Genomic DNA, 22,728 nt, shown 5'->3' on the forward strand with positions numbered 1-22,728 from the left:
TATTTTTAGCATTATCAGTAATGTTTATCAGGGTTGACTTCCTTTTAGACAAAGGTGTAATTGTAGATGCTTGGGTACGTCTTTCTTTAGTAGTTATTGAGCTACTAACAATTGAAGCAAAAATAGTTATTGCATCAGTAGAAGCTTACCTAAAGTATTCAGAAGCATTTTGTTTTAACTACTAACAATTGAAGCAAAAATAGTTATTGCATCAGTAGAAGCTTACCTAAAGTATTCAGAAGCATTTTGTTTTAACTACTTTAGCAGCAGCAACAGGAAAAACAGCAGCTTAATTTATCTGTTGAGATAAGTTTTGGCTTTTGAAGAAATAGCACAAGGGTAAAAACAGGAATGAACTAAAATTACTGTTGCCCAATAAATTACCCAAAAAAGAAAAACTTTAAAGGTTAATTTGTGCTGTGAGATAATAGTTGCTAAGGGAAGCTATGGAGTTTGAAAACAGTATTGGTACTGTTGACAAATAGTACAGCAGGAACATGAAGAAACTGCAGGCAAATGTTGAAGCAGTAGTTGTAACTACGAAACAATTGCTGAGTTAGTGGCTTTAGTGTTCTTACTGGTAGATTAGTGTTTCTCTTAACATATTGTGCTCTAATTAATATTTCTAAAAAATTCCGAAAGGTAGTTGCAAATTAATTGAGATCATGTTAATCTCATATCAGAGTTAAAAAGCTCAACAAATAAAATCACCTCAGCATCATAATATTTACTAAGTTCTAATTAAAAGTAAGCTGTTATTAATTAATAGTTTGCCTAATTAACTGTGTAGAATATGAATCCAATGGTGTTCGTAGAAAATAGTAAAAAGTAAGGAATCAAAATCATGGCAGTAGAAAAAGTTAACTCATCTTCCAGTCTAGCAGAAGTTATAGATCGCATTTTAGACAAAGGTGTAGTTGTAGATGCTTGGATACGTCTTTCTTTAGTAGGTATTGAGCTACTAACAATTGAAGCAAGAATAGTTGTTGCATCAGTAGAAACTTACCTAAAGTACGCAGAAGCAGTTGGTTTAACTACTTTAGCAGCAGCACCAGGAGAAGCAGCAGCTTAATTTATCTGTTGAGATAAGTTTTGGCTTTTGAAGAAATAGCACAAGGGTAAAAACAGGAATGAACTGAAATTACTGTTTCCCAATAAGTTACCAAAAAAAATTAAAGGTAAATTTGTGCTGTGAGATAATAGTTGTTAAGGAAAGCTATGGAGTTTGAAAACAGTATTAGCACTGTTGACAAATAGCACAGCAAGAGGATGCAGAAACTACAGGCAAATGTTGAAGTAGTAGTTGTAACTAACAATTGTTGAGTTAGTGACTCAAGTTTTCTTACTGGTAAATTAGTGTTCCTCTTACATATTGTTCTCTAGTTAATATTTCTAAAAAATCCCCAAAAGTAGTTGCAAATCAATTGATATCATGTTACTCTGATATCATAGTTAAAAACTCAACAAATTAAATCACCTCAGCATCATAATATTTACTAAGTTCTAATTAACAGTAAGTTATTAATTATCAATAAATAGTTTGCTTAATTAACTGTGTAAAACATGAAGTAAGTGGTGTTTGTAGAAAATAGTAAAAAGTAAGGAATCAAAATCATGGCAGTAGAAAAAGTTAACTCATCTTCCAGTCTAGCAGAAGTTATAGATCGTATTTTAGACAAAGGTGTGGTTGTAGATGCTTGGGTACGTCTTTCTTTAGTAGGTATTGAGCTACTAACAATTGAAGCAAGAATAGTTATTGCATCAGTAGAGACTTACCTAAAGTATGCAGAAGCAGTTGGTTTAACTACTTTAGCAGCAGAACCAGCAGCTTAATTTATCTTTTGAGATAAGTTTTTTGAAGTGAGAATAGCTCTACTTTACTAGAGACTTAGCGAAAGTATAGAAACTTGCCTCAAGTATTTTGAAATATTTAGTTTGAGGTATCTAGCCACAGTATGTAGGAAAGGTTAATTCTTAAACGTTACCTACTGCTGTAGCTTAATTAATTGATATATAATAGAAATTAGGCAACAACTATATATATTTAGTGTATGCCAGGTTGTTATCTAAAGCGTTTATAATATATTTATCTCCGTTGCTTAAATTCTAAATTTGAATGCGAATTGGTTAATATATTGGTATAAAGTTTTTATGTCTCTTAAAAGAATTTGGTTAATAAGGAAGAAGCGGGCGATTAAGTGAGATAGCTCTTAGAAAGTAAACAGTTAGCCAAACGATAGAAAAATATCAAAATTAACGGAAATGAATGTCCGACAGTCTTGAAAAAGGATTGAAAGATTTTGGAAGTAATCTTCATTAAACAGGTCTAGAAGAAAGAAAAAACAGGTCTAGAAGAAAGAAAGAAAAGGCAAACAGAAATTACTGAACGCCAAGAAGAGGTTGCTCAAAAAAGAAAACCAAGTCAAAGTGATATGATTTTAATAAGTAGTCAAAACACTATGACTTTGCAAGAGTTTACGAGTAATCTTCGTCAAAGAGGTAAAGAAAAAAACAGCAAAGGCAAATACAAATTGCTGAAGGTAGATAATATGTTTGGGATTATTCAACTAAAGATACTAATGGTGAGATAGAAGGACCGATAGCTTAATATAGTATTGACAGTTAACATCAAGATTCTGACTATCACAATTAATGATATTAGGAGTATGATCATACGAACATTAGGATAGATAAACTAATAGGGTTAAATTCAGAATTTATTGGGGCGGTGCAGATAATATAGTATGGAATAAGTAATTAAGTTTTTCCAACGGGTAACTCTTAATTTTTTCAGTTGTACTTCCTTGATTTCTTTTACTAACTTTACTACTTTATTGTATCTGCTGCTGTTACTTAATTAATAATAAGGCACAGGTTTTTATGGCTCTTATAGATATATGGGAAAAAAGCACTGAAATTAGGAAAGATGAGGTGCTACAGATTCACGAGACAGGTAAAGAAGAGAAGAAGCAAAGGCAAGATGTCATTGTTCAAAGGCAAAATGAGGTGCAAGTTATTCATAATGAAGCTTTAGAAGAGAAGAATCAAAGGCAAGACGTCATTGTTAAAAGGCAAAATGAGGTGCAAGTTATTCATAATGAAGCTTTAGAAGAGAAGAAGCAAAGGCAAGATGTCATTGTTGAAAGGCAAAATGATACAAAAGCTGATCATGAAAAAGCTGTAGCAGATAAGTCCCAAAGGCAAGACGTCATTGTTCAAAGGCAAAATGATACGAAAGCTGATCATGAAAAAGCTGTAGCAGATAAGTCCCAAAGGCAAGATGTCATTGTTGAAAGGCAAAATGATACGAAAGCTGATCATGAAAAAGCTCTAGCTGACAAGAAGCAAAGGCAAGATGAAAAGGATGAACGGAGATCCTACGTTTGGGGTTATAAAGCTGGAATTGAAACAAAACAAACGAGTAGTAATGATTCATATCAGCAAATAGCATAAGCATCATGATCATTGGAATGAATTAATTAATATAGTTTAGTTAAGGATTTCCTTTGACAGGTAGTTAAGAGCACAAAGTGTGGAAAAAGTAATTAAGTCGTTCCAGTTTCCTCGGAGCAGCTTCTGATTTCCCTCTTTGTGCTTCTTTACTCTATCTTCGACTATACATCTAAGTTTAGAATTGAGGTGTGCGCTTATTAAGCTTAATTTTTATTCTTTTGTATGGGATTTTATTAATAAATCTTCTGCCTGAATAATGATATAGAATAGAAGTATGGAAAAACTACAGAGGAGAATAATGATAAGTTTAGGAAACCAAACCTTAATTAATAAAATCCTAGCTAATTGTTATGAACTGTATGAAGTTATAGCGACCATTAAACAAAAAAAAAGATTTACAGTAAAAAAAAATTAATTTTATTACTGTAATAAAATATTATATGTACTATACTATAGGATATAGGAAAGAAAAAGAAAGAGAAACTTTTTTTTGATTAGATTTATTGTTTTCTATGAATAAAAAAAAAATGTTAATTTCCTGTCACCCTTGATTTTAAAATAACTGATGTATTCCTTTGATAATCTGAACTTAGTAATGTTTAGTGGCAAAGGAGGCGTGGGAAAAACTACAAATTCTTGTGCTTTTGCTGGCCATTGGGCAAAAAAATCTCCTAATGAAAAGGTCTTGTTAATTTCTACTGATCCTGCACACTCTTTAGGAGATGTATTGCAAATAAGTGTTACAGATACACCAAGACCTTTAGAAGATTTACCTAATCTTTTAGTCAGAGCTTTAGATGTTAATCTTCTGCTTGAAGAATTTAAAAAACGTTACGGCGATGTCCTAGAAGTAATTGTAGAGCGAGGTAGTTTTGTTGAGGGGGGAGACCTGACTCCAGTATGGGATTTAGATTGGCCAGGATTAGATGAATTAATGGCTTTACTGGAAATACAAAGGCTTTGTAACGAAAAAGTAGTTGATCGCGTAGTAGTGGACATGGCTCCGAGCGGTCATACTCTAAACTTATTCAAACTAATGGATTTTTTGGATACTTTTCTCAATTCTCTAGAGCTTTTTCAAGAGAAACATAAATATATAAAGAAAAGCTTCTCAGGTTCTTATATACCAAATGAAGTTGATGAAGTATTACAAAATCTTAAGGATGAATTAGCAGCAGGTCGTCATTTATTACAAAATTCATCTAATACGGCTTGTTTAGTTGTAGCACTACCTGAACCGATGAGTTTTCGAGAAACTCAGAGGTTTTTAAGTTCTTTGGAAGAGATCAAAATTCCTTACGCTGGTATTGTTGTCAATCAAATTGTTGTAGATAAAGATGGTAATAGCGATCGCTACCACGAACAGCAAAAGTTAGTTAATGACTTTATTAAACTCGCGGGGGATAAACCAGTATTTTTGGTACCCCAAGAAAAAGCTGAACCTTTAGGTGTAACTGCTTTAGAAAAGCTAACAAACCAAATTAATCAAGCAACAATTCAAGAATTCTCAACTTCTATAAGCTTCAATATTCAATGGCCAGAAAAGGTTCCTCCTGGTTTTACCGACTTTATCGGAAAGGGTAAACGTTTATTAATTGTTGGAGGAAAAGGAGGTGTAGGAAAGACTACGATAGCTGCTGCTATTAGTTGGGAAATGGCAAAACGATATCCCGAAAGACAAGTTAGGGCTGTTTCTATTGATCCTGCTCATTCTTTGGGAGATGCCTTTGGTATGGATCTATGTCATGAACCATCTATAATTAGTTCTAACCTTAAGGGACAAGAAATAGAAGCAAATAAAGTTCTTGAAAAATTTCGAGAGGATTATTTGTGGGAATTAGCAGAAATGATGAGCGGAGAAAAATCCGAAAATCAAGCCTCTTTTGAAATGGCTTTTGCCCCTAAAGGATGGCGTCAAATTGTTGAGCAAGCTTTACCTGGTATTGATGAAATATTATCATTTATAACAGTTATTGAGTTATTGGAGGAAAAACAAGAAGATTTAATTGTTTTAGATACAGCTCCCACAGGGCATTTATTACGTTTTCTAGAAATGCCCACTGCAATACAGGATTGGTTAGGCTGGATTTTTAAATTATGGATAAAATATCAAGATATTATTGGTAAAACTGATTTTATGGGACGTTTGCGAACTTTACGCCAACGGGTGGTTAAAGCACAAAAAATTCTCAAAGATCCAAAAAAAACTGAGTTTATTGGAGTAATACGTCCTCAAAAAGGAGTTATTGCGGAAGCAGAACGTCTTTATAAATCTCTTGCAGAAATGCACATACCACAAAATTATTTAGTTTTAAACTGTTTTACCTCTAATAGCGTTATCCCTACTGACCAATTTCCGGGGGTACAATTTGTTTGTATGCCAATGTTACCTCGTTCAATTGAACCTATTGAACAAATTAAAGGAGCAGCTACTTATATATTCTAAGATAGAATGATATGAGTTTTGCTAACTTTTTTTTATGTGGACTTAATGTCTATAAAAATCTTCTAAATGTTTACTAGCCAACAGGTTTATTTATTAGCTATGAATAATTCAGCAAGACGTATAAGTTTTTCAAAAAACCAGAGCATTGTACCTCGGAAAAAATATGACTCAAGTACATATTTAAATATATATCAAAGTGTTGTCAGGAAGGAACATTTAAGCAGAGAAATGAACAGAATACAAGAACGTTGTGATCAAATAAAAGAAGAAATTGCTTTTCTTGATAAAAAAATAAAAAATGAAAAAATGACACTCAAAGATCAAAAAGTAGAAGAAATAAACGAAGAAAAAGAAAGTAAATCATCAGAAATAAATGAAGAAAAAAAAAGTAAACCATCTTATCAACCTAAAATTAATGAGTTAAAAAATCAGACATCTATGCCAGTCCAATCAAAATTCAAAACTATTAATTTCGGGTATTAGTAATTAATTATTACCCCTTCATTAATTAACGATTACCTCTGCTTTTTGATGCTTGATATCTCCAAGTGCATCAGAGCTCTGGTTCAAGTTAATCTTATGGGTATTACGGTATCACCTTATGGGTATTACGGTATCACATCTAAAACGTTTATGATAATGTTTAAATATTAGGAGGAAATAATACTTTGACTACTGTACTTAATGTCTCACCTGATAGATTTGTCAGCACCCCTGGTGTTGAACGTGTAACTCAACGCGCTTCTCGTTATTTAGAATCTGGTTACTCAGTTCACTTGCGCGGTCCCGCAGGAGTCGGTAAAACAACTCTCGCATTACACTTGGCTCATTTACGTCAGCAACCTATTTTTTTAATGATTGGGGATGACGAGTTTAAAACTTCAGATTTAATCGGTAATAAGTCAGGATATACAAGGAAAAAACTTGTAGATAATTACATCCACACTGTATTAAAAGTTGAAGATGAACTGAGAGATAATTGGATTGATTCTAGGTTAACCTTAGCTTGTAAGGAAGGCTTCACTCTGATTTATGACGAATTTAACCGCTCTCGTCCAGAGGTAAACAATGTTTTACTCTCTGTTTTAGAAGAAAAAATGTTGGTTTTACCACCTAGCCAAAATCAATCTGAATATATTCAGGTTCATCCCCAGTTTAGAGTAATCTTAACTTCCAACTCTGAGGAGTGGACAGGAGTTCATGCAACTCAAGATGCTTTATTAGACAGGGTGGTGACAATTGGAATGGAACAACCTGATATTTCGACTGAGCAGAATATTGTCATACAGAAAACAGGAATAAACCCTCTGAAAGCTGAAGTCATAATTAAGCTGGTGCGCAGTGTTCGCCAAAGAGTGGACAAAGAAGATTTAGGTAGTTTGCGTTCTGCTCTAATGATTTCTAAAGTTTGTCACGACCATGATATTCCTCTAGATGGTAAAGATTCTAGTTTTTCAGATCTTTGTGCTGATATATTAATATCACGACCTAATTTGCCTCGGCAGGAAGCTCTGCAGCAACTAGATGAAGTTCTAGAGGAATTTTTCCCCGCTGATCAACCTTCAAGTTCTGATGTTGGGCTCGAAAAAGAGGGTAGTTTATGAAGACAAGCGCTAATATAGCTACATCAGCCAGTGGAAATGGTCTAGCAGATGTACTGGAAAGAGTGCTGGATAAAGGAGTTGTAATTGCTGGAGATATTTCTGTTTCTATTGCTAGTACAGAACTTCTGAATATTAAAATCCGCCTGTTAATATCCTCGGTGGAGAGAGCTAAAGAAATTGGAATTAACTGGTGGGAAAGCGATCCCTATTTCAGTAGTCAAAACAATTCTTTGGTGCAGGCCAATGAAAAACTTCTTGAGCGAGTTGCTTCTCTCGAATCAGAGATAAAAGCACTTCGTAGTAATTAATATTACTCCCTCCCCGGTCGCAAGATTATAATAAGTGTATGATAGTAGCATACACTTAAAATCTAGTTTAGCTAAGTAATCTCTTAGTGGGAAGAGAGTAACATCATACCAATGGTATTTTCTAGATCACTCTAACAACAAAGGTAGAAAATGGTAACTAATACAGCAAAAAAAATCAAAACTAGTTTGAAAAATATCAAAACTCAGGGAGATATTAAAACTCCGGGAGATATTAAAGCTCTGGAAAATATTTTGAGCAGTTCGGCTGTTCGTGGTTGTTTGTCTTGTGAATCTATAAAAGGTGATAAAACTCGCGTGCTTGAAACAGCTAGAATCTTAGTTGCACAAAATAGAGTTTTAAGTCAACAAAAATAACTTTAACAATGGCGACTTGCTCAATGACAAACTTGTTAGGTGTTGTTAGTTGAGTGTTTCACACAGTAAAAAGCCAATAGATAACTAAATAACTTTATATAAAGTTTTAATTGATAGATATTATCTCGTTTCATCTAACTATACCAGAGCGAAGCGCTATATTTTAATATTTTCTTAAGTAGGATTATTTATTATGTCTCTAGAAAATTCCCCAGAGGAATCTTTAATTGTTCCCATTGACAAATCTAAAAGTAACCCCGAAGCCGGATTAGCTCCATTATTATTAACAGTAATTGAGTTACTAAGGGAACTAATGCAAGCTCAAGTAATTCGGAGGATGGATGCCGGAATACTTAGTGATGAACAATTAGAACGTGCAGCTGAAGGTCTACGACAGTTAGAGGAACAAGTGATTAAGCTCTGCAAAGTTTTTGATATTCCCACCGAAGATTTGAATTTGGATTTAGGTGAAATTGGTACTTTGTTACCCAAGTCGGGAGAGTATTATCCAGGAGAAAAATCTGAGAATCCCTCTGTTTTAGAGCTGTTAGACAGAATTTTGAACACCGGAGTAGTTTTGGATGGCACTGTAGATTTGGGATTAGCAGAGTTAGATTTGATTCATGCTCGTTTACGCTTGGTTTTGACTGCCTAGCCAATTTTTTAAGGCTAAAAAACAAATACCCGATATAAAATTAAAGTGCATTCTGGCACACGAGTATAAGAATCAGGAGATTTTTTTGGCGTTGGTAAACAGCAAGATGAACTGAGTGAATAGGTAGAGCAAAATAGAGTATATAGGTTGTGCTGGAGCTAAATAAGTTTATGCAATGTTCAGAGTATGCTAGTAAATATAGAGGAATTAGGGGAGTTACTTGGGTTGCCTGCAGCACAATTATTAACTGGGTTAAACTTGGAGAAAAACTGTTACCTTATACATAAGGTTCTCTAAGTCATCCCAGAATTTCCAGGGTTTGATGAGTTACAAACTTTATGTCTCCCCAAAAAAAATCAAGTTTTGATTGAGATAGTCGTTGAATAACTTTCTCCAGAGGTTCTTGGTCGGTTAATCAAAAACCGTAGTTCCGAAATCTTTATTTAACTCTGGGAAGCGATCGCTTTTTAGCAATACTATTTCTGGGTCAGTGATGAAAACCCAGATTCATGAACATTTATTCCTGAGCAGGAGTGGGTTGTTAGTAAGACCTATATAACAAGAGTGTAAGGAAAAAACACACTCGTTTAGGATACTACTTAGTTAGTTTGACTGCAACGGAAAACGCCGTCCTATTTGAAATCTGTATAAACGCTGAAGCATTCCATAAGACTTTTAAATTCATGATCTCAAATTTGTAGATGTACCCCTTCGGTGCCTGATTGATCTTTAAATTTACCAATGCCATTTTTTTAGCAGCCAACATATGGCTTAAGTAAGTTAGCAGTCAATATATAGTTTAAGTAAGAATAATCAGGCTAATAAAGTAAGTTTATTGTCATAGTGTGTAATTTAAGTTAGCAGCCAATATATAGTTTAAGTAAGAATAACCAGGCTAATAAAGCAAGTTTATTTTCATAGTGTGTAATTATTGATAATTTTTTGTGTGTCTAAATTTGATACTTCCTCTTACTTGTTGTCTGTGAAAAAATTGGATATATGATTTAAGTTCTGAAGATCTTATTTAAGTTTAAAGCAAGTTTATTGTCATAGTGTGTAATTATTGATAATTTTTTGTGTGTCTAAATTTGATACTTCCTCTTACTTGTTGTCTGTGAAAAAATTGGATATATGATTTAAGTTCTGAAGATCTTATTTAAGTTTAAAGTTAGGTATGAGATTAGGGTGCACCGATCAAGTATTACAAAATTTTCAGGATAAATTAGCAACAGGTCATCATTTATTAAAATAACATTTATTAAGATAACTGATAAAAGCTCAAAAATTGATATAATGAAATTAAGGATAATCTGGCTGTTCTTAATAAAGAAATAAAGAAAAAATTTAAGCAAGAATAAAAGCTTAAATAATCTCATCAACTTAAAATTAATTAATTAATTAATTATACATTAACACTACGAGAATCACAATTCCAAGTAATTACTTTAGGGTATTAGTAACTAATTATTAATTATTAACTCTGCTTTATTATACTTGCTCCTTACAAGTGCATTAGAGCTTTGGTGTGAGTTCATCTCATTGAATGCTGTAGCTATGAGTTTGAACTATAACTTGCCCCTACTATCGTTAGTAACATTTTAGGGCTATTACAGTACTACATCTAAAAATATTTATACTTTAGGAGGAAATAATACTTTGACTACTGTACTTAATGTCTCACCTGATAGATTTGTTAGCACCCCTAGTGTTGAACGTGTAACTCAACGCGCTTCTCGTTATTTAGAATCCGGTTACTCAGTTCACTTGCGCGGTCCCGCAGGAGTCGGTAAAACAACTCTCGCATTACACTTGGCTCATTTACGTCAGCAACCTATTTTTTTAATGATTGGGGATGATGAGTTTAAAACCTCAGATTTAATCGGTAATAAGTCAGGATATACAAGGAAAAAACTTGTAGATAATTACATCCACACTGTATTAAAAGTTGAAGATGAACTGAAGCATAATTGGATTGATTCTAGGTTAACCTTAGCTTGTAAGGAAGGCTTCACTCTGATTTATGACGAATTTAACCGCTCTCGTCCAGAGGTAAACAATGTTTTACTCTCTGTTTTAGAAGAAAAAATGTTGGTTTTACCACCTAGCCAAAATCAATCTGAATATATTCAGGTTCATCCCCAGTTTAGAGTAATCTTAACTTCCAACTCTGAGGAATGGACAGGAGTTCATGCAACTCAAGATGCTTTATTAGACAGGGTGGTAACAATTGGCATGGGACAACCTGATATTTCGACTGAGCAGAATATCATCATACAGAAAACAGGAATAAACCCTCTGAAAGCTGAAGTCATAATTAAGCTGGTGCGCAGTGTTCGCGAAAGATTAGAGACAGAAGATTTAGGTAGTTTGCGTTCTGCTCTAATGATTTCTAAAGTTTGTCACGACCATGATATTCCTCTAGGTGGTAAAGATTCTAATTTTTCAGATCTTTGTGCTGATATATTAATATCACGAGCTAATTTGCCTCGGCAGGAAGCCCTGAAGCAACTAGATGAAGTTCTAGAGGAACTTTTCCCGGCTGATCAACTTTCAATTTCTGATATTGGGCTCAAAAAAGAGGGTAGTTTATGAAGACAAGTGCTAATATAGCTAAATCAGCTGGTGGAGATAGTCTAGCAGATGTGCTCGAAAGAGTCTTGGATAAAGGAATCGTAATTGCTGGAGATATTTCTGTTTCCATTGCTAGTACAGAACTTCTGAATATTAAAATCCGCCTGTTAATATCCTCTGTCGAGAGAGCCAAAGAAATTGGAATTAACTGGTGGGAAAGCGATCCCTCTTTGAGTAGTCAAAACAATTCTTTGGTGCAGGTCAATCAAAAACTTCTTGAGCGAGTTGCTTCTCTTGAGTCAGAGATAGAAGCGCTTAAATACTCACAATAAAAGTAGAAAAAAAAATGAAAATTAATAAAGTCAAAAATAATCAACTCAAAAGAATAAAAACTAGGCAAAATATTCTTAATAGTACGGGTCTTCGTGGTTGTTCCTCTTGTAACTCTATTACTGGACAAAATAATCGGGAAGTTGAAAAAACTAGAATCTTAATTGCACGAGCTAAAGTTTCGAGTCAAAAAAGATAACTTCAACAATGGTGCTTTGCTCAATAGTAACCTTATCAGGTATTGTTAGTTGAGTGCTTCACACATAAGGGTTCAGGCAATAGAGAATTAAAAAACTTTATATCAAGGTTTGAGTAATTACTATTGCCTCCTATATTCTAACTATACCAGAGCAAAGCACTATAACTTAACGTTTTCTTAAGTAGGATTATTTATTCTATCCCTAGAAACGTCCTCAAAGGAATCTTTAATAGTTCTTAATTGACAAATCTAAAAGTAACTCCAAAGCCACATTGGCTCCATTATTTATTATTAACTGTGATTGAGTTACTACGGTAACTAATGCAAGCTCAAGTAATTTGGTGAATGGATGCCAGAATACTTAATAACAAACAATTAGACCCTGCTACTGAAAGTCTACGACAGTTAGAGTAACAGGTGATTAAGTCCTGCAAAGTTTTTGATATTGGCACCTAAGATTTGAATTTGAATTTAGGTGAAATTGGTACTTTGTTACCCTATTCGAGAGAGTATTATCCAGGAGAAAAATCTGAGAATCTTTCTGTTTTAGAGCTAATTGCGAGCTAGTTTACCTAGGAAGAAAGCTCTGCAGCAAATAGATCAAGTTCTAAAGCATTTTTTTAGCCCTGCTCAACTATTGTTAAGTCATTTTCAATCGTGGCTAACTTTAGCATAACTCTGTCGTACTGCATGGTTATCAACAGTGATAGCAATTTTCATGATTCAAGAATACAGAGATTTTCCCTTAAAAGCAATTATCCATTTATGAGTCAGGGGGAAGTTTTGTAGTTATGAAGAGAAAACTGTTATCAGTTTTGTTATAATTAATAAGGGGGAAATGATTTAATATCATGTCCCCCTGATTATTTCTACTTTTGTGTCGGGAAGGCGGAAGAAGGCACTAAGACACAAGAGTTTATTCCAATTGTGACTTAGTTTTATACACAAACAATACTACCGGAGTGATATGGCCTAACTTTATACACAGATGTCAGAATCAAAATTATTAGACTGTTTTTGACTCTTCAGAGCGTTGTAAGCATTTTCAAAGTCAGCACTTGTAATCTTGATATCATTTTCCTTAGAAGACTTAATTCCTTGAGCGCTATAACTACGAATTGCGGCTAAAGCAGCTTGATTAGTCAACAATGCCAAATCTGCTCCATTCCAACCTTCTGTACGACTTGCCCAATCTTCTAAATTGACTTCTTCCAGTGGGCGATCTTGATTATGAACCTTCAAAATTTCTAAACGACTAGCTTGATCTGGTAAGTCTACCTTGATTTGCAAATCCAATCTCCCCGCTCGAAGTAAAGCTGGGTCTAGAGCATCAGGACGATTAGTTGCTCCTACTAATAAGAGCTGAGTACAATCTCGCAAACCATCCAATTCCGTTAATAGTTGACCAACTAGGCGATCGCTCACTCCTGAATCTCCCATCGTTTTACCACGAGCAGGAGCTAGAGTATCAATTTCATCTATGAAGATCACACAAGGTGAAACTTGTCTTGCCTTAGAGAAAAGTTCTCGTACTGCTTCTTCTGCCGCTCCTACCCATTTACTTAACAACTCTGGTCCATTTACCGCAATAAAATTAGCCTGTGCTTGAGAAGCAACAGCTTTGGCTAACAAAGTTTTTCCAGTTCCTGGTTCACCCCATAATAAAATTCCTTTAGGAGCTTTAGCTTTAGTCTTCTCATACAACTCTGGGTAGAGCAATGCACCTTCAACTGATTCTTGCAATTTTTGTTTAACAACATCGAGACCACCAATATGTTGCCAACTTACATTAGGTACTTCTACTGCCACAGACCTTAATATAGAAGGTTTAATTTCCTTAATTGCTCTGAGTAAGTCGCTTTGCAATAAACTCATATCTTCTGGAGTCTGAATATTTAAGTTCTCTAGGGATGGAACTTCACGACGGAGAGCGAAATAAGCAGCTTTTTGACATACAGCCTTTAAGTCAGCACCCACTAAACCAACTGCTAAATCAGCAATTTCTTCCAAATCAACAGAATTATCTAATGGCATAGCTTTTGTCAGAATCTGCAAAATTTCTGAGCGTCCATCGCGATCTGGAACATGGAAATAAACCTCTTGGTCAAACCTCCCTGGACGACGAAGAGCTGGATCGATATGGTCTGGACGATTTGTTGCTGCTAATAGCAGGACACCCTCTAAAACTTCAAATCCATCCATCAGTCCCAAGAGTTGAGCGACTAATCGCTTTTCGACTTCTCCCTCAACTTTACTGCGGTCTGGAGCAATGCTATCAATTTCATCAATGAAGATCAGACAAGGAGCAGATTTTTTGGCTTTGGCAAAAATATCCCGTAACTTTCCTTCTGCTTCTCCATAATATTTGCTCATCACTTCTGGTCCGTTGATGGCAATATAATTTAGCCCCAATTCTTCTGCTATTGCCTTAGCCGTCAGAGTTTTACCTGTACCTGGTGGTCCAACTAATAAAACTCCACGAGAAGGTTCAAGTCCTAATTTAGTCAACAGATCAGGTCGTTTGAGTGGGAGTTCTATAACTTCTCTTAATTCTTGAATTACTTCTGACATACCCCCGATATCTCTTAGGGTAGGTCTCAATTTAGTTTCTGGGGATGAGGTTGTAGAATTAGTTTTCTCTTGAGCTCTGTTTTGTGTTACACTATCTTTGTTTGGGGATTGAACAGTAAAATTAGTATCTTGTGAAGACTGTCCTGTTTGAGCTTGATAATTGCTTCTTCCCATTCCCCTCGGTATATTCCCATGCCTGGGAATATTTCTCATCGGTCCAGACTGTACCTCAAAGGAAGTTTTGATTTCTCCTGATTTGGCTTTTTCTTCTAGAGTTTTTGCCAATTCTACTAGGTCTTTTACATCTAATCCAAAAAAATTATTCATTTTTTAATTTTTAATAGTTGAAGTTAATACTTTAGTCTATAAGCTATTCTATCACATTTAAGCGGCTCTAGTAAGTTATGATCATAAGTACAAATAAAATACAGAAAAAATGCAGAAAAAGTGATACCTCTTCTTGATTTTAGTAATGATGTGAACAAATAGACCAGACTTCTCTGCTCACAATTATTTTTTTCAGTGTAGCTTAATCAAAAAATTGTGTTAGCTACACAGGATAAGTATTCAGCTATTAGATGTGAACACATAGACTAGATTTCTCTGCTCACTATCATTTTGTTCAGTATAGCTTAATCAAAAAATTGTGTTAGCTACACAGAATAAGCATTAAGCCATTAGCGGTTAGCTCTACTACTTTTGAATGAATAAAACAAATTACTTTACTCAAAATAGCTTTTATACTTAACTCTTAATTTTAATTCTTCCTCAATTCAAAAGTACTGACCAGTTGATTTGAGAATTGAGCATCAACAGAAAAGGAAACAATAGCTGTCAACAGTAGTATGTTTGCGAGGGTGAAAGTTATGAACCAGTCTTCCTCGCTTTCCACTTAATTATAACGCATTATTATTATTAGTATCTTACGGTTTACCCCCCAAGCTATAACCCATTATGATTATTGGCATCTTACTTGGCCTAAAAACACCGGGATTTTTACCTAGCTGAATATCAAAGGTAGGTTAATGTTTTCGTTACGTAAGGCAACGCATTTCACATACTACTAACCAACCCCTATTCGGAGTGATTTGAGGTTGGTTACTTTTGCCTCTGTGCCCGTTTCTTGCCTTTAACTTCCAGTTTGCTAATAATTAATTTATAATTTACTATAGCACTTATAACATATGTATTCAAAAAAAAACAACTAAAAAGTTGCCTTATACTAGATAGAGAGAGGCTTTCAACCCAGTTTTTTATCAAGACTCAACAGAGAAATTTAGTTGCTGTATAAAGAATTATCAAGGTCAATGGCATTGTAGAAAAAAAATTCACCAAACTCTGAGCGCAAAGTTACATCATAGATTGTAGACTTGTTCTAAGACAATAAGAAACTTTTGAAATTATGAGTAGGTAAGGGTTAAAATTTGTCTCTATCTAATAAAATTTGCATTTTCTCTCAAATCAACTGTATTGAGAAGCTTGGAGTTACTTTTACAAAGTTTAGTATTTTAGTATTATAGTTAGGCTATTTGATCACTATACACTTAACTCGTAACTCCTCACTCAATCAATATTCTATGCATCTTCCTCTTCTTCTTTAAGCTTTTGTTCTTCTAAGGCCTGAATTGCTAATAAAAGCTCCTCCTCCTGATCTTCAAAATCTTCTTCCGAAATCTCCCCCATGTCAAAAGCAAGTTGAAGAGTTAGTAGCTTTTTACTAAGATTTTCTGTCTCATCTATTTCTGTATCAACTTGTTCTTGAAGTTTTTTCCCTAACCACGTAACTCCTTCTAGTGGACCACTAATAGGCAAGGTTAATAAACGTAAAAGCATAAGATAATCTCCTTAAATTAGTTCTATAAGTAAAAACACCCCCACTAGTTACTAACTCTAGCTACTTAACTAATTTTAGCAACTTAAATTAAGGGATTAACTATATGATATACTTATTACATAATCATATGTACTAATGTACCTAAAAATTAGAAATTAAAATTCTAAATAATTATTTTGTCTTAACAATTTGTTATAATTTAAAGATTGACATTCAAGTTGAGATTAAAATAAATTTTGAATAAAAAAAGCATTTAGTTTTGAACACAAAGGGCATTAAGGCATCTGATTGATCACCCAACTAAGTCAAAAAATCATTAAATTATTAATTATGGAATTTGGTTTCTACGTTTATGGTCTAATCCAGGAAAAAGGTAAAATGGATGAATCGAAAGATGAATCGAAAAATGGATTAAAAGGATCGAATGAATCGAAAGATGAGTTAAAAGGATTGGATAAAGAAGATGTAAAAATTCAAGACGTTGATGAATTTGCAGTGCTTTACTCCATTGCCAAAAAGGAACGTTATCTAGCAAGTCGTCGTAATTTAATTACCCATGAAAAAGTTCTTGAGTCAGCGATGGAAGCAGGTTATAGAAATTTACTGCCGATGCAATTTGGTTTAGTAGTTTCTGAGTGGGAAAAATTTTCTCAAGATTTTACTAAACCTTGTGAACAGCAAATTCATGATCTATTCACTAAGTTAAAAAATAATCGAGAAGTAGGGATAAAAATATATTGGGAGCCAGATGCAGAACTGGAAAAGTTACTGGAAAACGACAAAGATCTAAAAGAGGAAAGAGATAGTTTAAAAGATAAAAAATTAACCATGGATCAGGTCATTGATATTGGGCAGAAAATTGAACAAGGAATGAATGAACGAAAACAAAATATTATTGAAATTTTTCAAGAAACTCTAAATAAAATGGCGATTGAAGTAATAGAAAATGAGGTTCAAACAGAAAAAATGATTTATAATGCAGCTTATCTCATACCTTGGGATCAAGAAGAAGATTTTGGTGAGAAAGTAGAAACTATTGATAGTAAATTATGTGAACGGGGAAACTTTACAATTCGCTACAATAGTTTTACTGCTCCTTATAATTTTGCTCGAATTAGACAACAAGACTGATCTGGCGATCGCGAAATTCGACAAAATTAAGGTTATTAAAGACTGAAATCAGCTTGTGGAGTTTTTTTTACTTAAACTATCAGGTACAGGTAAAACTTTGATAGCTGAGGTTATAGCAGAAGAACTGAGGCTAAATTATAATGCTATCAATGATTAGAAATGATGAGCAAATATTATGGGGAGTTAGAAGTGAAATCATGGAAGATGTTTTGACCAATGCAAAAGAAATCTGCTCCTTAAGTCTAAGTATAATTACTCCTAACTCATAACTCCCCATCCACTTAACACTAAGCAGTTAAAATGTCATATTATGTCTACGGTTTTCTATATCTACCCGAATCATGTTTAGCATTGCCAAAAGGTATGGAAAAGGAAGTTGAGCTAGTTCCATATCAAAATATTGCTGCTGTAGTTGAAGCAAATGTATCTATTGAAGCAATACAGGAAACAGAAGAAAAATTACTAGAAGCAATATTAGCCCATGATCGTGTAGTTAGAGAAATATTTCAGCAAGTATCTATGCTACCACTAAGATTTGGTAATGCTTTTGCTCTGCGAGAAAATATTATTAATGATTTACAAAATAATCAGCAACAATATCTGAATATTTTAACTAAACTGCAACAACAAGCAGAATATACTATTACTTTTACTCCAGTTTCTTATCCTTCTACCCTAGAAGTTAGTAAAGTTCGTGGCAAAGCTTATTTATTAGCCAAAAAACAACAGTTTGAACAACAACAAGCTTTTCAAACTAAGCAACGTCAACAGTGGGAAAATATACGTCAGTTAATATTCAAGAATTATCCCAAAGCAGTTTTTAGAGATAGTACGGAAAGTAAAATTAAGCAAGTACATCTGTTGGCCAATCGTGATGCCAGAGTTATAACTACTGAAGAACTATCAACTTGGCAAACTGAGTGTTCTTATTGGCAAATTACTTTGAGCGAACAACTTCCTCCTTATCATTTTGTCTGACTTTTAACTGGGAAAATAATCAAAAAAATCGTCAGGACTAACAAAAAAACTACGTATTGTGGATATTAATTTAGGCGATCGCTATAGGAGAGTAAAACGTAATTGTTGAGTGTAATGGTACTGAACTTATCTGGCTAATATAAAAGTATAGCAAGCAATAGCTATTAGTAAAATTATGTTGGTCAAACCTTAGGTATTAGCCAGAATAATTTCTTAATTATATGGTTATTTTTTATAGTCTTTAAACATAACTTTAATGGCCATTGTCGGCCGATAAATTTTTAGGATATGATCTAAATTGTCAAGATTTATAAAAAATACCAAGGTTCTTTTTCCATTGTGATAATGTAAAAAATACAAAGCTTAAAGTTTTAATATTTTAGTAATTAAAATGTTTACATAAGAGGTATTAAGTTATGAGCGAACATTATCGTCAAGAGTTAGTTCGTGATGGTCAACGTCGTTTTGATGAGTGGCACGGTAAGTTTCTGAAGTATCAGAAAAAATATCTGAAGTATCAGAAAAAATATCTGAAGTATCAGAAAGAATTTACCCAGTCAGTTGATAATGAGCATTATCGTCAAGAGTTAGTTCGTGATGGTCAACGTCGTTTTGATGAGTGGCACACTGAGTTTCTGAGGTATCAGAAAGAATATCTGAAGTATCAGAAAGAATTTATCGAGTCAGTTGATAATGAGCATTATCGTCAAGAGTTAGTTCGTGATGGTCAACGTCGTTTTGATGAGTGGCACACTGAGTTTTTGAGGTATCAGAAAGAATTTATCGAGTCAGTTGGTAATGAGCATTATCGTCAAGAGTTAGTTCGTGATGGTCAACGTCGTTTTGATGAGTGGCACACTGAGTTTCTGAGGTATCAGAAAGAATTTATCCAGTCACTTGATAATGAACAGAATAAACAAAAGTTAGTTGGTGATCGTGAAACTCGTTATAAAAAGAAAGAGTCACAGGACAAACTTAGAGTGAAAAAATCTAAGCAACCAGCTAAGAATAAACCTGATCAACAAAAGTTAGGTGCTGCTGGTAAAAATCCTCGTAAGGAGAAAGAGTTGAACGATAAATTTGGAGGGGAGAAACTTCGGGAGTCAATTGCTGGTGAACATTATCGTCAAATGTTAGTTCGTGATGGTCAACGTCGTTTTGATGAGTGGCACGAGTCATATCACGGATATATAAAAAAGTTGCGCGGGTAGCAACAAGAGTAACGAGGAAGTTTATACTCTAGCTCCTTCCTATGGAAAATTTACTATAATTAGTTGATAATGAATATTATCTCTAAAAGTTAATTCCTGATTTTCAACTTTTCAACTTTCTTTTAATGAGTAACAGGGGGTTTTTTGAGATATAAAAAATCTCCAAGGTAAGCAACGTCTGGTTTAAGGCGTTGCTAAGTTTATCTCTGAATTTGTCTAACTGAAGTACTGGAATACTTCAAACTAGCGATCGCTCACAACCCTCGGAAAATTTGTGATTTATTCAAAAGTTTGCTCCCTGAAATTTTTGTTGGAGCAAGAACATCCTAAAACCGAAAATAGTAAATTAGCAATTGAATTTAGTATTTGAAGATGTCTAATATAAATCTTCAGAAAAGCTTCTTTTACCCTGACCCTGGCTGTTCCCAAATGGGCATTTTGGATAGTCTCTTGATAGAATAACAAATGGTTTGACAATGTATTCGAGCTATTAGGATATCTCCCATATCATATTTTTTCCTTCGACTGTTGCCATATCAGTGTTACTAATAGTTTTGATTTGCCTTTGGTATAACAGAGGAATATACTTTCCCATAAATTAAATCTACTAAAAAATCATTCAATAGCCGAATCATTAATTTTACTCTTCTACAATTTGTTCATCTAGTATTGTTTAATTGCTCTTTGCATAGCCCGTTTATCATCTCTACGTTTAATAGTTTCACGCTTATCATAAAGTTTTTTACCTTGTGCTAAAGCAATATCGACTTTTACCCAACCACGCTTAAAATACATTCTCAATGGTACTAAAGTTAATCCCTGTTGTTCTACTTTTCCAATTAATTTTCGAATTTCTTGTTTATGTAACAATAGTCTTCTACTACGCCGGGGTTCGTGATTAAAAAAATCTCCTGCTTTTTGATATGGGGAAATATGAACGTTAAGTAACCATGCTTCATTATTACGAATTAAAGCATAACCATCCCGTAGGTTGACTTTACCTTCTCGGATTGATTTTACTTCTGTTCCTTGTAATGCCACGCCAGCTTCATAAGTCTCTATAATATGATAGTTAAACCTTGCCTGGCGATTATCACTAATTATTTTTTGTCCTTCACCACTTTTTTTAGCCATAACATATTTTTAAACATTTTTTGAACTTTAATTTTTTATTATACTATAAAATTATTAGCTACAAAAATAGATTAAAGTAAGGGTTAAACCATCAGCTATTATCTATAATTTCTTAACTTATTATACCAAGAAAACTGGAATGTTTGTTACAAATGCTAGAGTGAATAAAGAAAAAATTGGCAATACTGAAGTTAGAGTGAATATTTTCAAAAATGGGAAAATTATAGATCTAAATATCTTATAATTAATAATAACTGCTATTTTAAGCCCCTCTGATTCATCTGGATTTTTTAGTAGTATTTTTTTCCACAGGTGGTATTATTTTGTAAGTACAAAGTACAGAGAAGTATGAAAAAAAAGGTCATCAGATAACCTTATTAGTTTATTCTGTTCAAAAGTTGATTGGGATTCGATTATCCAGGAAAAGCTGAACAATGAATGCTGAGAATTAACTATTCTTTACTATCAAAAGACTCTGGTAATTTTAAAAGCGATCGCTCTAAAATTATCATATAAGAATTAATAACTGAAGTACGAGCTATAGTTCTACCTTGAGAGTTGATTAGTATCAATTTCTTAAAGTCTAAATCTTGCACTTCTTCAAACATTTGATTGACTAATTTATTTTGTTCTTCTTGAGTCATGTTATACCAATCATTGCTCAGTTCAGCCATTAATAAATTAGTGGAAAGATAAAATTTTAAAGACTTAATAATTCCACCAGCATATTGATTAGCTAAATCATCAATCTGATTTTGAATTGACACTAGAAAAGTTTGCTCTGGAGTCAACTCTGGAGGTGGGGTGATAATGGGCTCTGTAGATTCAAGAGCTTCTTGTAATGCTGTTTCCGAAAGTTGTGGATTTTTTGAATCTATTGTAGAACTTAGAGATTCTGGGGCGGGAGTTTCTTCATTTAATTCATACTCTGCAACGACGGGAATATCTTGACTAGGTGAAATTGATACAAAAATAACTACCAGAATAAGGGCAAAAATACCTGTGACAGCCACACTCAAAAAGTTATCAGAAAGATTCTTATTTAGAGACTGTGGTAATAAGGAACGAACTAACCCCAAAACTTGCTGCCAAAGTCGAGGTTTGGCAACAACTGATTCATTATCAGAAATGGGTTGTTCTGGAGGTTGGGTTTCGGATATCATAGAAGGATTTTCTGTCGTTTCCTGAGAAATTGCTTCTGTTTGAGGTTGTTCTGAATTTATTTGCTTTGGTTGATCTTCTGACATTTTTTCTATACCTTTTGGACTAAGTAAATCAACGAATAATGAGTTGGAGAGAGTTTTAACAGCTTTCAAACTTATTGGTCAATTATCCTATTGTTGCGACCCGGAAGTTCAAACTCAAAACTCAAAAATTTTGATTTATCAGGGCTTTAGGACTTTGTAATTTAGTGGATTATTTTGACCATACTAAACTATTTTGATATTAGTCATTAATTAACAAGTATTTCTCTACTATTTTTAAGTTAAAATAGTGAGTATTTCCATCTACAAATAATTTTGCTAACCTTCATTTGGAGGCATTTCTTTGTTGGTAAACCTGTGAATTATAGTTTGTATAGCTAAGGCAATTAAACCTAGAGTTACTATGGCACATATACAGGCGACAAGAGCAATAACTCCTACGACTAAAGTACGAACTGCACCAGAAAGATTTACTACCAAAAAATTATCTGAAGTAATGGGTTTACTTGCAAATGTCTTAGCAACTGATTGCATTAAGGAATAGGTAACGGTTGCTAGACTGCCAGAAATTACAGCACTTGCTAAACATTGTAAAGGGTTAACTTTAGGAGTAGATTTTTTATTAGATTTAGGGGTAGAGTTTGTCATTTCAGTTATTAGTTATTAGTTATTAGTTTCAGTTATTAGTTTCAGTTATCAGTACCTCCTGTAATATAGAATCCG

21 protein-coding genes are annotated in these 22,728 nt (G+C 33.8%); 16 read left to right on the forward strand and 5 right to left on the reverse strand.

Features of this window, described 5'->3' with window-relative positions:
* Positions 1-20: 20 nt before the first annotated feature.
* The 13 genes from gvpJ to TERY_RS11120 all read left to right on the forward strand — a co-directional run bounded on the left by gvpJ (position 21) and on the right by TERY_RS11120 (position 11,941).
* Positions 21-185, forward strand: a complete 165-nt coding sequence (gene gvpJ / locus TERY_RS27840; protein ID WP_011611912.1) for a gas vesicle protein GvpJ — start codon at positions 21-23, stop codon at positions 183-185.
* A gap of 659 nt (positions 186-844) precedes the next feature.
* Positions 845-1,072, forward strand: coding sequence for a gas vesicle protein GvpJ (gvpA, locus tag TERY_RS11065; protein ID WP_011611913.1), 228 nt, complete (start codon positions 845-847; stop codon positions 1,070-1,072).
* A 542-nt stretch (positions 1,073-1,614) separates the two neighbouring features.
* Positions 1,615-1,833 carry a gas vesicle protein GvpJ gene (gene gvpA, locus TERY_RS11070; RefSeq protein WP_011611914.1) on the forward strand — a complete coding sequence of 73 codons (219 nt, stop codon included), beginning with the start codon at positions 1,615-1,617 and terminating at the stop codon, positions 1,831-1,833.
* Positions 1,834-2,931: 1,098 nt separating this feature from the next.
* The gene (locus TERY_RS11075; protein ID WP_370497062.1) at positions 2,932-3,453 is read left to right on the forward strand and encodes a hypothetical protein; all 522 of its coding nucleotides are present in this window, start codon (positions 2,932-2,934) and stop codon (positions 3,451-3,453) included.
* A gap of 565 nt (positions 3,454-4,018) precedes the next feature.
* Complete coding sequence (locus tag TERY_RS11080; protein ID WP_011611916.1) at positions 4,019-5,899, forward strand: TRC40/GET3/ArsA family transport-energizing ATPase; 1,881 nt, start codon at positions 4,019-4,021, stop codon at positions 5,897-5,899.
* A 99-nt stretch (positions 5,900-5,998) separates the two neighbouring features.
* Entirely contained in the window at positions 5,999-6,382 is a 384-nt protein-coding gene (locus TERY_RS11085) for a hypothetical protein (RefSeq protein ID WP_196797277.1), read from the forward strand.
* Positions 6,383-6,567: 185 nt separating this feature from the next.
* The gene (gvpN, locus tag TERY_RS11090) at positions 6,568-7,503 is read left to right on the forward strand and encodes a gas vesicle protein GvpN (RefSeq protein WP_011611918.1); all 936 of its coding nucleotides are present in this window, start codon (positions 6,568-6,570) and stop codon (positions 7,501-7,503) included.
* Positions 7,500-7,811, forward strand: coding sequence for a gas vesicle protein GvpJ (locus TERY_RS11095; RefSeq protein ID WP_011611919.1), 312 nt, complete (start codon positions 7,500-7,502; stop codon positions 7,809-7,811). Before gvpN (TERY_RS11090) ends, TERY_RS11095 begins: the two co-directional genes overlap by 4 nt.
* Before the next feature lie 150 nt (positions 7,812-7,961).
* On the forward strand, positions 7,962-8,186 hold the full coding sequence (locus TERY_RS11100; RefSeq protein ID WP_011611920.1) for a hypothetical protein: 225 nt from the start codon (positions 7,962-7,964) through the stop codon (positions 8,184-8,186).
* A gap of 193 nt (positions 8,187-8,379) precedes the next feature.
* Positions 8,380-8,841, forward strand: coding sequence for a gas vesicle protein GvpJ (locus TERY_RS11105; protein ID WP_011611921.1), 462 nt, complete (start codon positions 8,380-8,382; stop codon positions 8,839-8,841).
* A 1,656-nt stretch (positions 8,842-10,497) separates the two neighbouring features.
* A complete protein-coding gene (gene gvpN / locus TERY_RS11110; protein ID WP_011611922.1) occupies positions 10,498-11,433 on the forward strand; it encodes a gas vesicle protein GvpN in 936 nt (311 codons plus the stop codon).
* Positions 11,430-11,744 (forward strand): gas vesicle protein GvpJ, encoded by a 315-nt coding sequence (locus TERY_RS11115; RefSeq protein ID WP_011611923.1) that lies wholly within the window; start codon positions 11,430-11,432, stop codon positions 11,742-11,744. The genes gvpN (TERY_RS11110) and TERY_RS11115 overlap by 4 nt, the downstream gene beginning before the upstream one ends.
* A gap of 14 nt (positions 11,745-11,758) precedes the next feature.
* Complete coding sequence (locus TERY_RS11120; protein ID WP_044136726.1) at positions 11,759-11,941, forward strand: hypothetical protein; 183 nt, start codon at positions 11,759-11,761, stop codon at positions 11,939-11,941.
* A 978-nt stretch (positions 11,942-12,919) separates the two neighbouring features.
* Here TERY_RS11120 and TERY_RS11125 read toward each other — a convergent pair.
* Together TERY_RS11125 and TERY_RS11130 are read right to left on the reverse strand one after the other, a co-directional pair.
* Complete coding sequence (locus TERY_RS11125) at positions 12,920-14,839, reverse strand: AAA family ATPase (RefSeq protein WP_011611924.1); 1,920 nt, start codon at positions 14,837-14,839, stop codon at positions 12,920-12,922.
* A 1,248-nt stretch (positions 14,840-16,087) separates the two neighbouring features.
* A complete protein-coding gene (locus TERY_RS11130) occupies positions 16,088-16,345 on the reverse strand; it encodes a gas vesicle protein GvpG (RefSeq protein ID WP_011611925.1) in 258 nt (85 codons plus the stop codon).
* 331 nt (positions 16,346-16,676) lie between these two features.
* Between TERY_RS11130 and TERY_RS11135 the strand changes: the two genes are divergently transcribed.
* The 3 genes from TERY_RS11135 (at position 16,677) to TERY_RS34980 (ending at position 19,666) form a co-directional block, all read left to right on the forward strand.
* Complete coding sequence (locus TERY_RS11135; RefSeq protein WP_011611926.1) at positions 16,677-17,477, forward strand: GvpL/GvpF family gas vesicle protein; 801 nt, start codon at positions 16,677-16,679, stop codon at positions 17,475-17,477.
* Positions 17,478-17,777: 300 nt separating this feature from the next.
* Positions 17,778-18,455 (forward strand): GvpL/GvpF family gas vesicle protein, encoded by a 678-nt coding sequence (locus TERY_RS11140; protein WP_011611927.1) that lies wholly within the window; start codon positions 17,778-17,780, stop codon positions 18,453-18,455.
* A gap of 416 nt (positions 18,456-18,871) precedes the next feature.
* The gene (locus tag TERY_RS34980) at positions 18,872-19,666 is read left to right on the forward strand and encodes a hypothetical protein (RefSeq protein ID WP_011611928.1); all 795 of its coding nucleotides are present in this window, start codon (positions 18,872-18,874) and stop codon (positions 19,664-19,666) included.
* Between the two features lie 663 nt (positions 19,667-20,329).
* Here the strand turns inward: TERY_RS34980 and smpB are convergent.
* The 3 genes from smpB to TERY_RS11160 all read right to left on the reverse strand — a co-directional run bounded on the left by smpB (position 20,330) and on the right by TERY_RS11160 (position 22,653).
* Positions 20,330-20,800 (reverse strand): SsrA-binding protein SmpB, encoded by a 471-nt coding sequence (smpB, locus tag TERY_RS11150; protein WP_011611929.1) that lies wholly within the window; start codon positions 20,798-20,800, stop codon positions 20,330-20,332.
* A gap of 452 nt (positions 20,801-21,252) precedes the next feature.
* Positions 21,253-22,047 (reverse strand): hypothetical protein, encoded by a 795-nt coding sequence (locus TERY_RS11155; protein ID WP_011611930.1) that lies wholly within the window; start codon positions 22,045-22,047, stop codon positions 21,253-21,255.
* Positions 22,048-22,323: 276 nt separating this feature from the next.
* Complete coding sequence (locus TERY_RS11160) at positions 22,324-22,653, reverse strand: DUF3082 domain-containing protein (protein ID WP_011611931.1); 330 nt, start codon at positions 22,651-22,653, stop codon at positions 22,324-22,326.
* Positions 22,654-22,728 lie beyond the last annotated feature (75 nt).

It is taken from the genome of Trichodesmium erythraeum IMS101, from assembly GCF_000014265.1.
GTDB classification, from domain to species: Bacteria; Cyanobacteriota; Cyanobacteriia; order Cyanobacteriales; family Microcoleaceae; genus Trichodesmium; species Trichodesmium erythraeum.

Coding starts and splice junctions, on each gene's coding strand:
- gvpJ (WP_011611912.1), top strand. CDS start 21: ATGTTTATCAGGGTTGACTTCCTTTTAGACAAAGGTGTAATTGTAGAT.
- gvpA (WP_011611913.1), top strand. CDS start 845: ATGGCAGTAGAAAAAGTTAACTCATCTTCCAGTCTAGCAGAAGTTATA.
- gvpA (WP_011611914.1), top strand. CDS start 1,615: ATGGCAGTAGAAAAAGTTAACTCATCTTCCAGTCTAGCAGAAGTTATA.
- TERY_RS11080 (WP_011611916.1), top strand. CDS start 4,019: ATGTATTCCTTTGATAATCTGAACTTAGTAATGTTTAGTGGCAAAGGA.
- TERY_RS11085 (WP_196797277.1), top strand. CDS start 5,999: ATGAATAATTCAGCAAGACGTATAAGTTTTTCAAAAAACCAGAGCATT.
- TERY_RS11095 (WP_011611919.1), top strand. CDS start 7,500: ATGAAGACAAGCGCTAATATAGCTACATCAGCCAGTGGAAATGGTCTA.
- TERY_RS11100 (WP_011611920.1), top strand. CDS start 7,962: ATGGTAACTAATACAGCAAAAAAAATCAAAACTAGTTTGAAAAATATC.
- TERY_RS11105 (WP_011611921.1), top strand. CDS start 8,380: ATGTCTCTAGAAAATTCCCCAGAGGAATCTTTAATTGTTCCCATTGAC.
- TERY_RS11115 (WP_011611923.1), top strand. CDS start 11,430: ATGAAGACAAGTGCTAATATAGCTAAATCAGCTGGTGGAGATAGTCTA.
- TERY_RS11120 (WP_044136726.1), top strand. CDS start 11,759: ATGAAAATTAATAAAGTCAAAAATAATCAACTCAAAAGAATAAAAACT.
- TERY_RS11125 (WP_011611924.1), bottom strand. CDS start 14,839: ATGAATAATTTTTTTGGATTAGATGTAAAAGACCTAGTAGAATTGGCA.
- TERY_RS11130 (WP_011611925.1), bottom strand. CDS start 16,345: ATGCTTTTACGTTTATTAACCTTGCCTATTAGTGGTCCACTAGAAGGA.
- TERY_RS11135 (WP_011611926.1), top strand. CDS start 16,677: ATGGAATTTGGTTTCTACGTTTATGGTCTAATCCAGGAAAAAGGTAAA.
- TERY_RS11140 (WP_011611927.1), top strand. CDS start 17,778: ATGTCATATTATGTCTACGGTTTTCTATATCTACCCGAATCATGTTTA.
- TERY_RS34980 (WP_011611928.1), top strand. CDS start 18,872: ATGAGCGAACATTATCGTCAAGAGTTAGTTCGTGATGGTCAACGTCGT.
- smpB (WP_011611929.1), bottom strand. CDS start 20,800: ATGGCTAAAAAAAGTGGTGAAGGACAAAAAATAATTAGTGATAATCGC.
- TERY_RS11155 (WP_011611930.1), bottom strand. CDS start 22,047: ATGTCAGAAGATCAACCAAAGCAAATAAATTCAGAACAACCTCAAACA.
- TERY_RS11160 (WP_011611931.1), bottom strand. CDS start 22,653: ATGACAAACTCTACCCCTAAATCTAATAAAAAATCTACTCCTAAAGTT.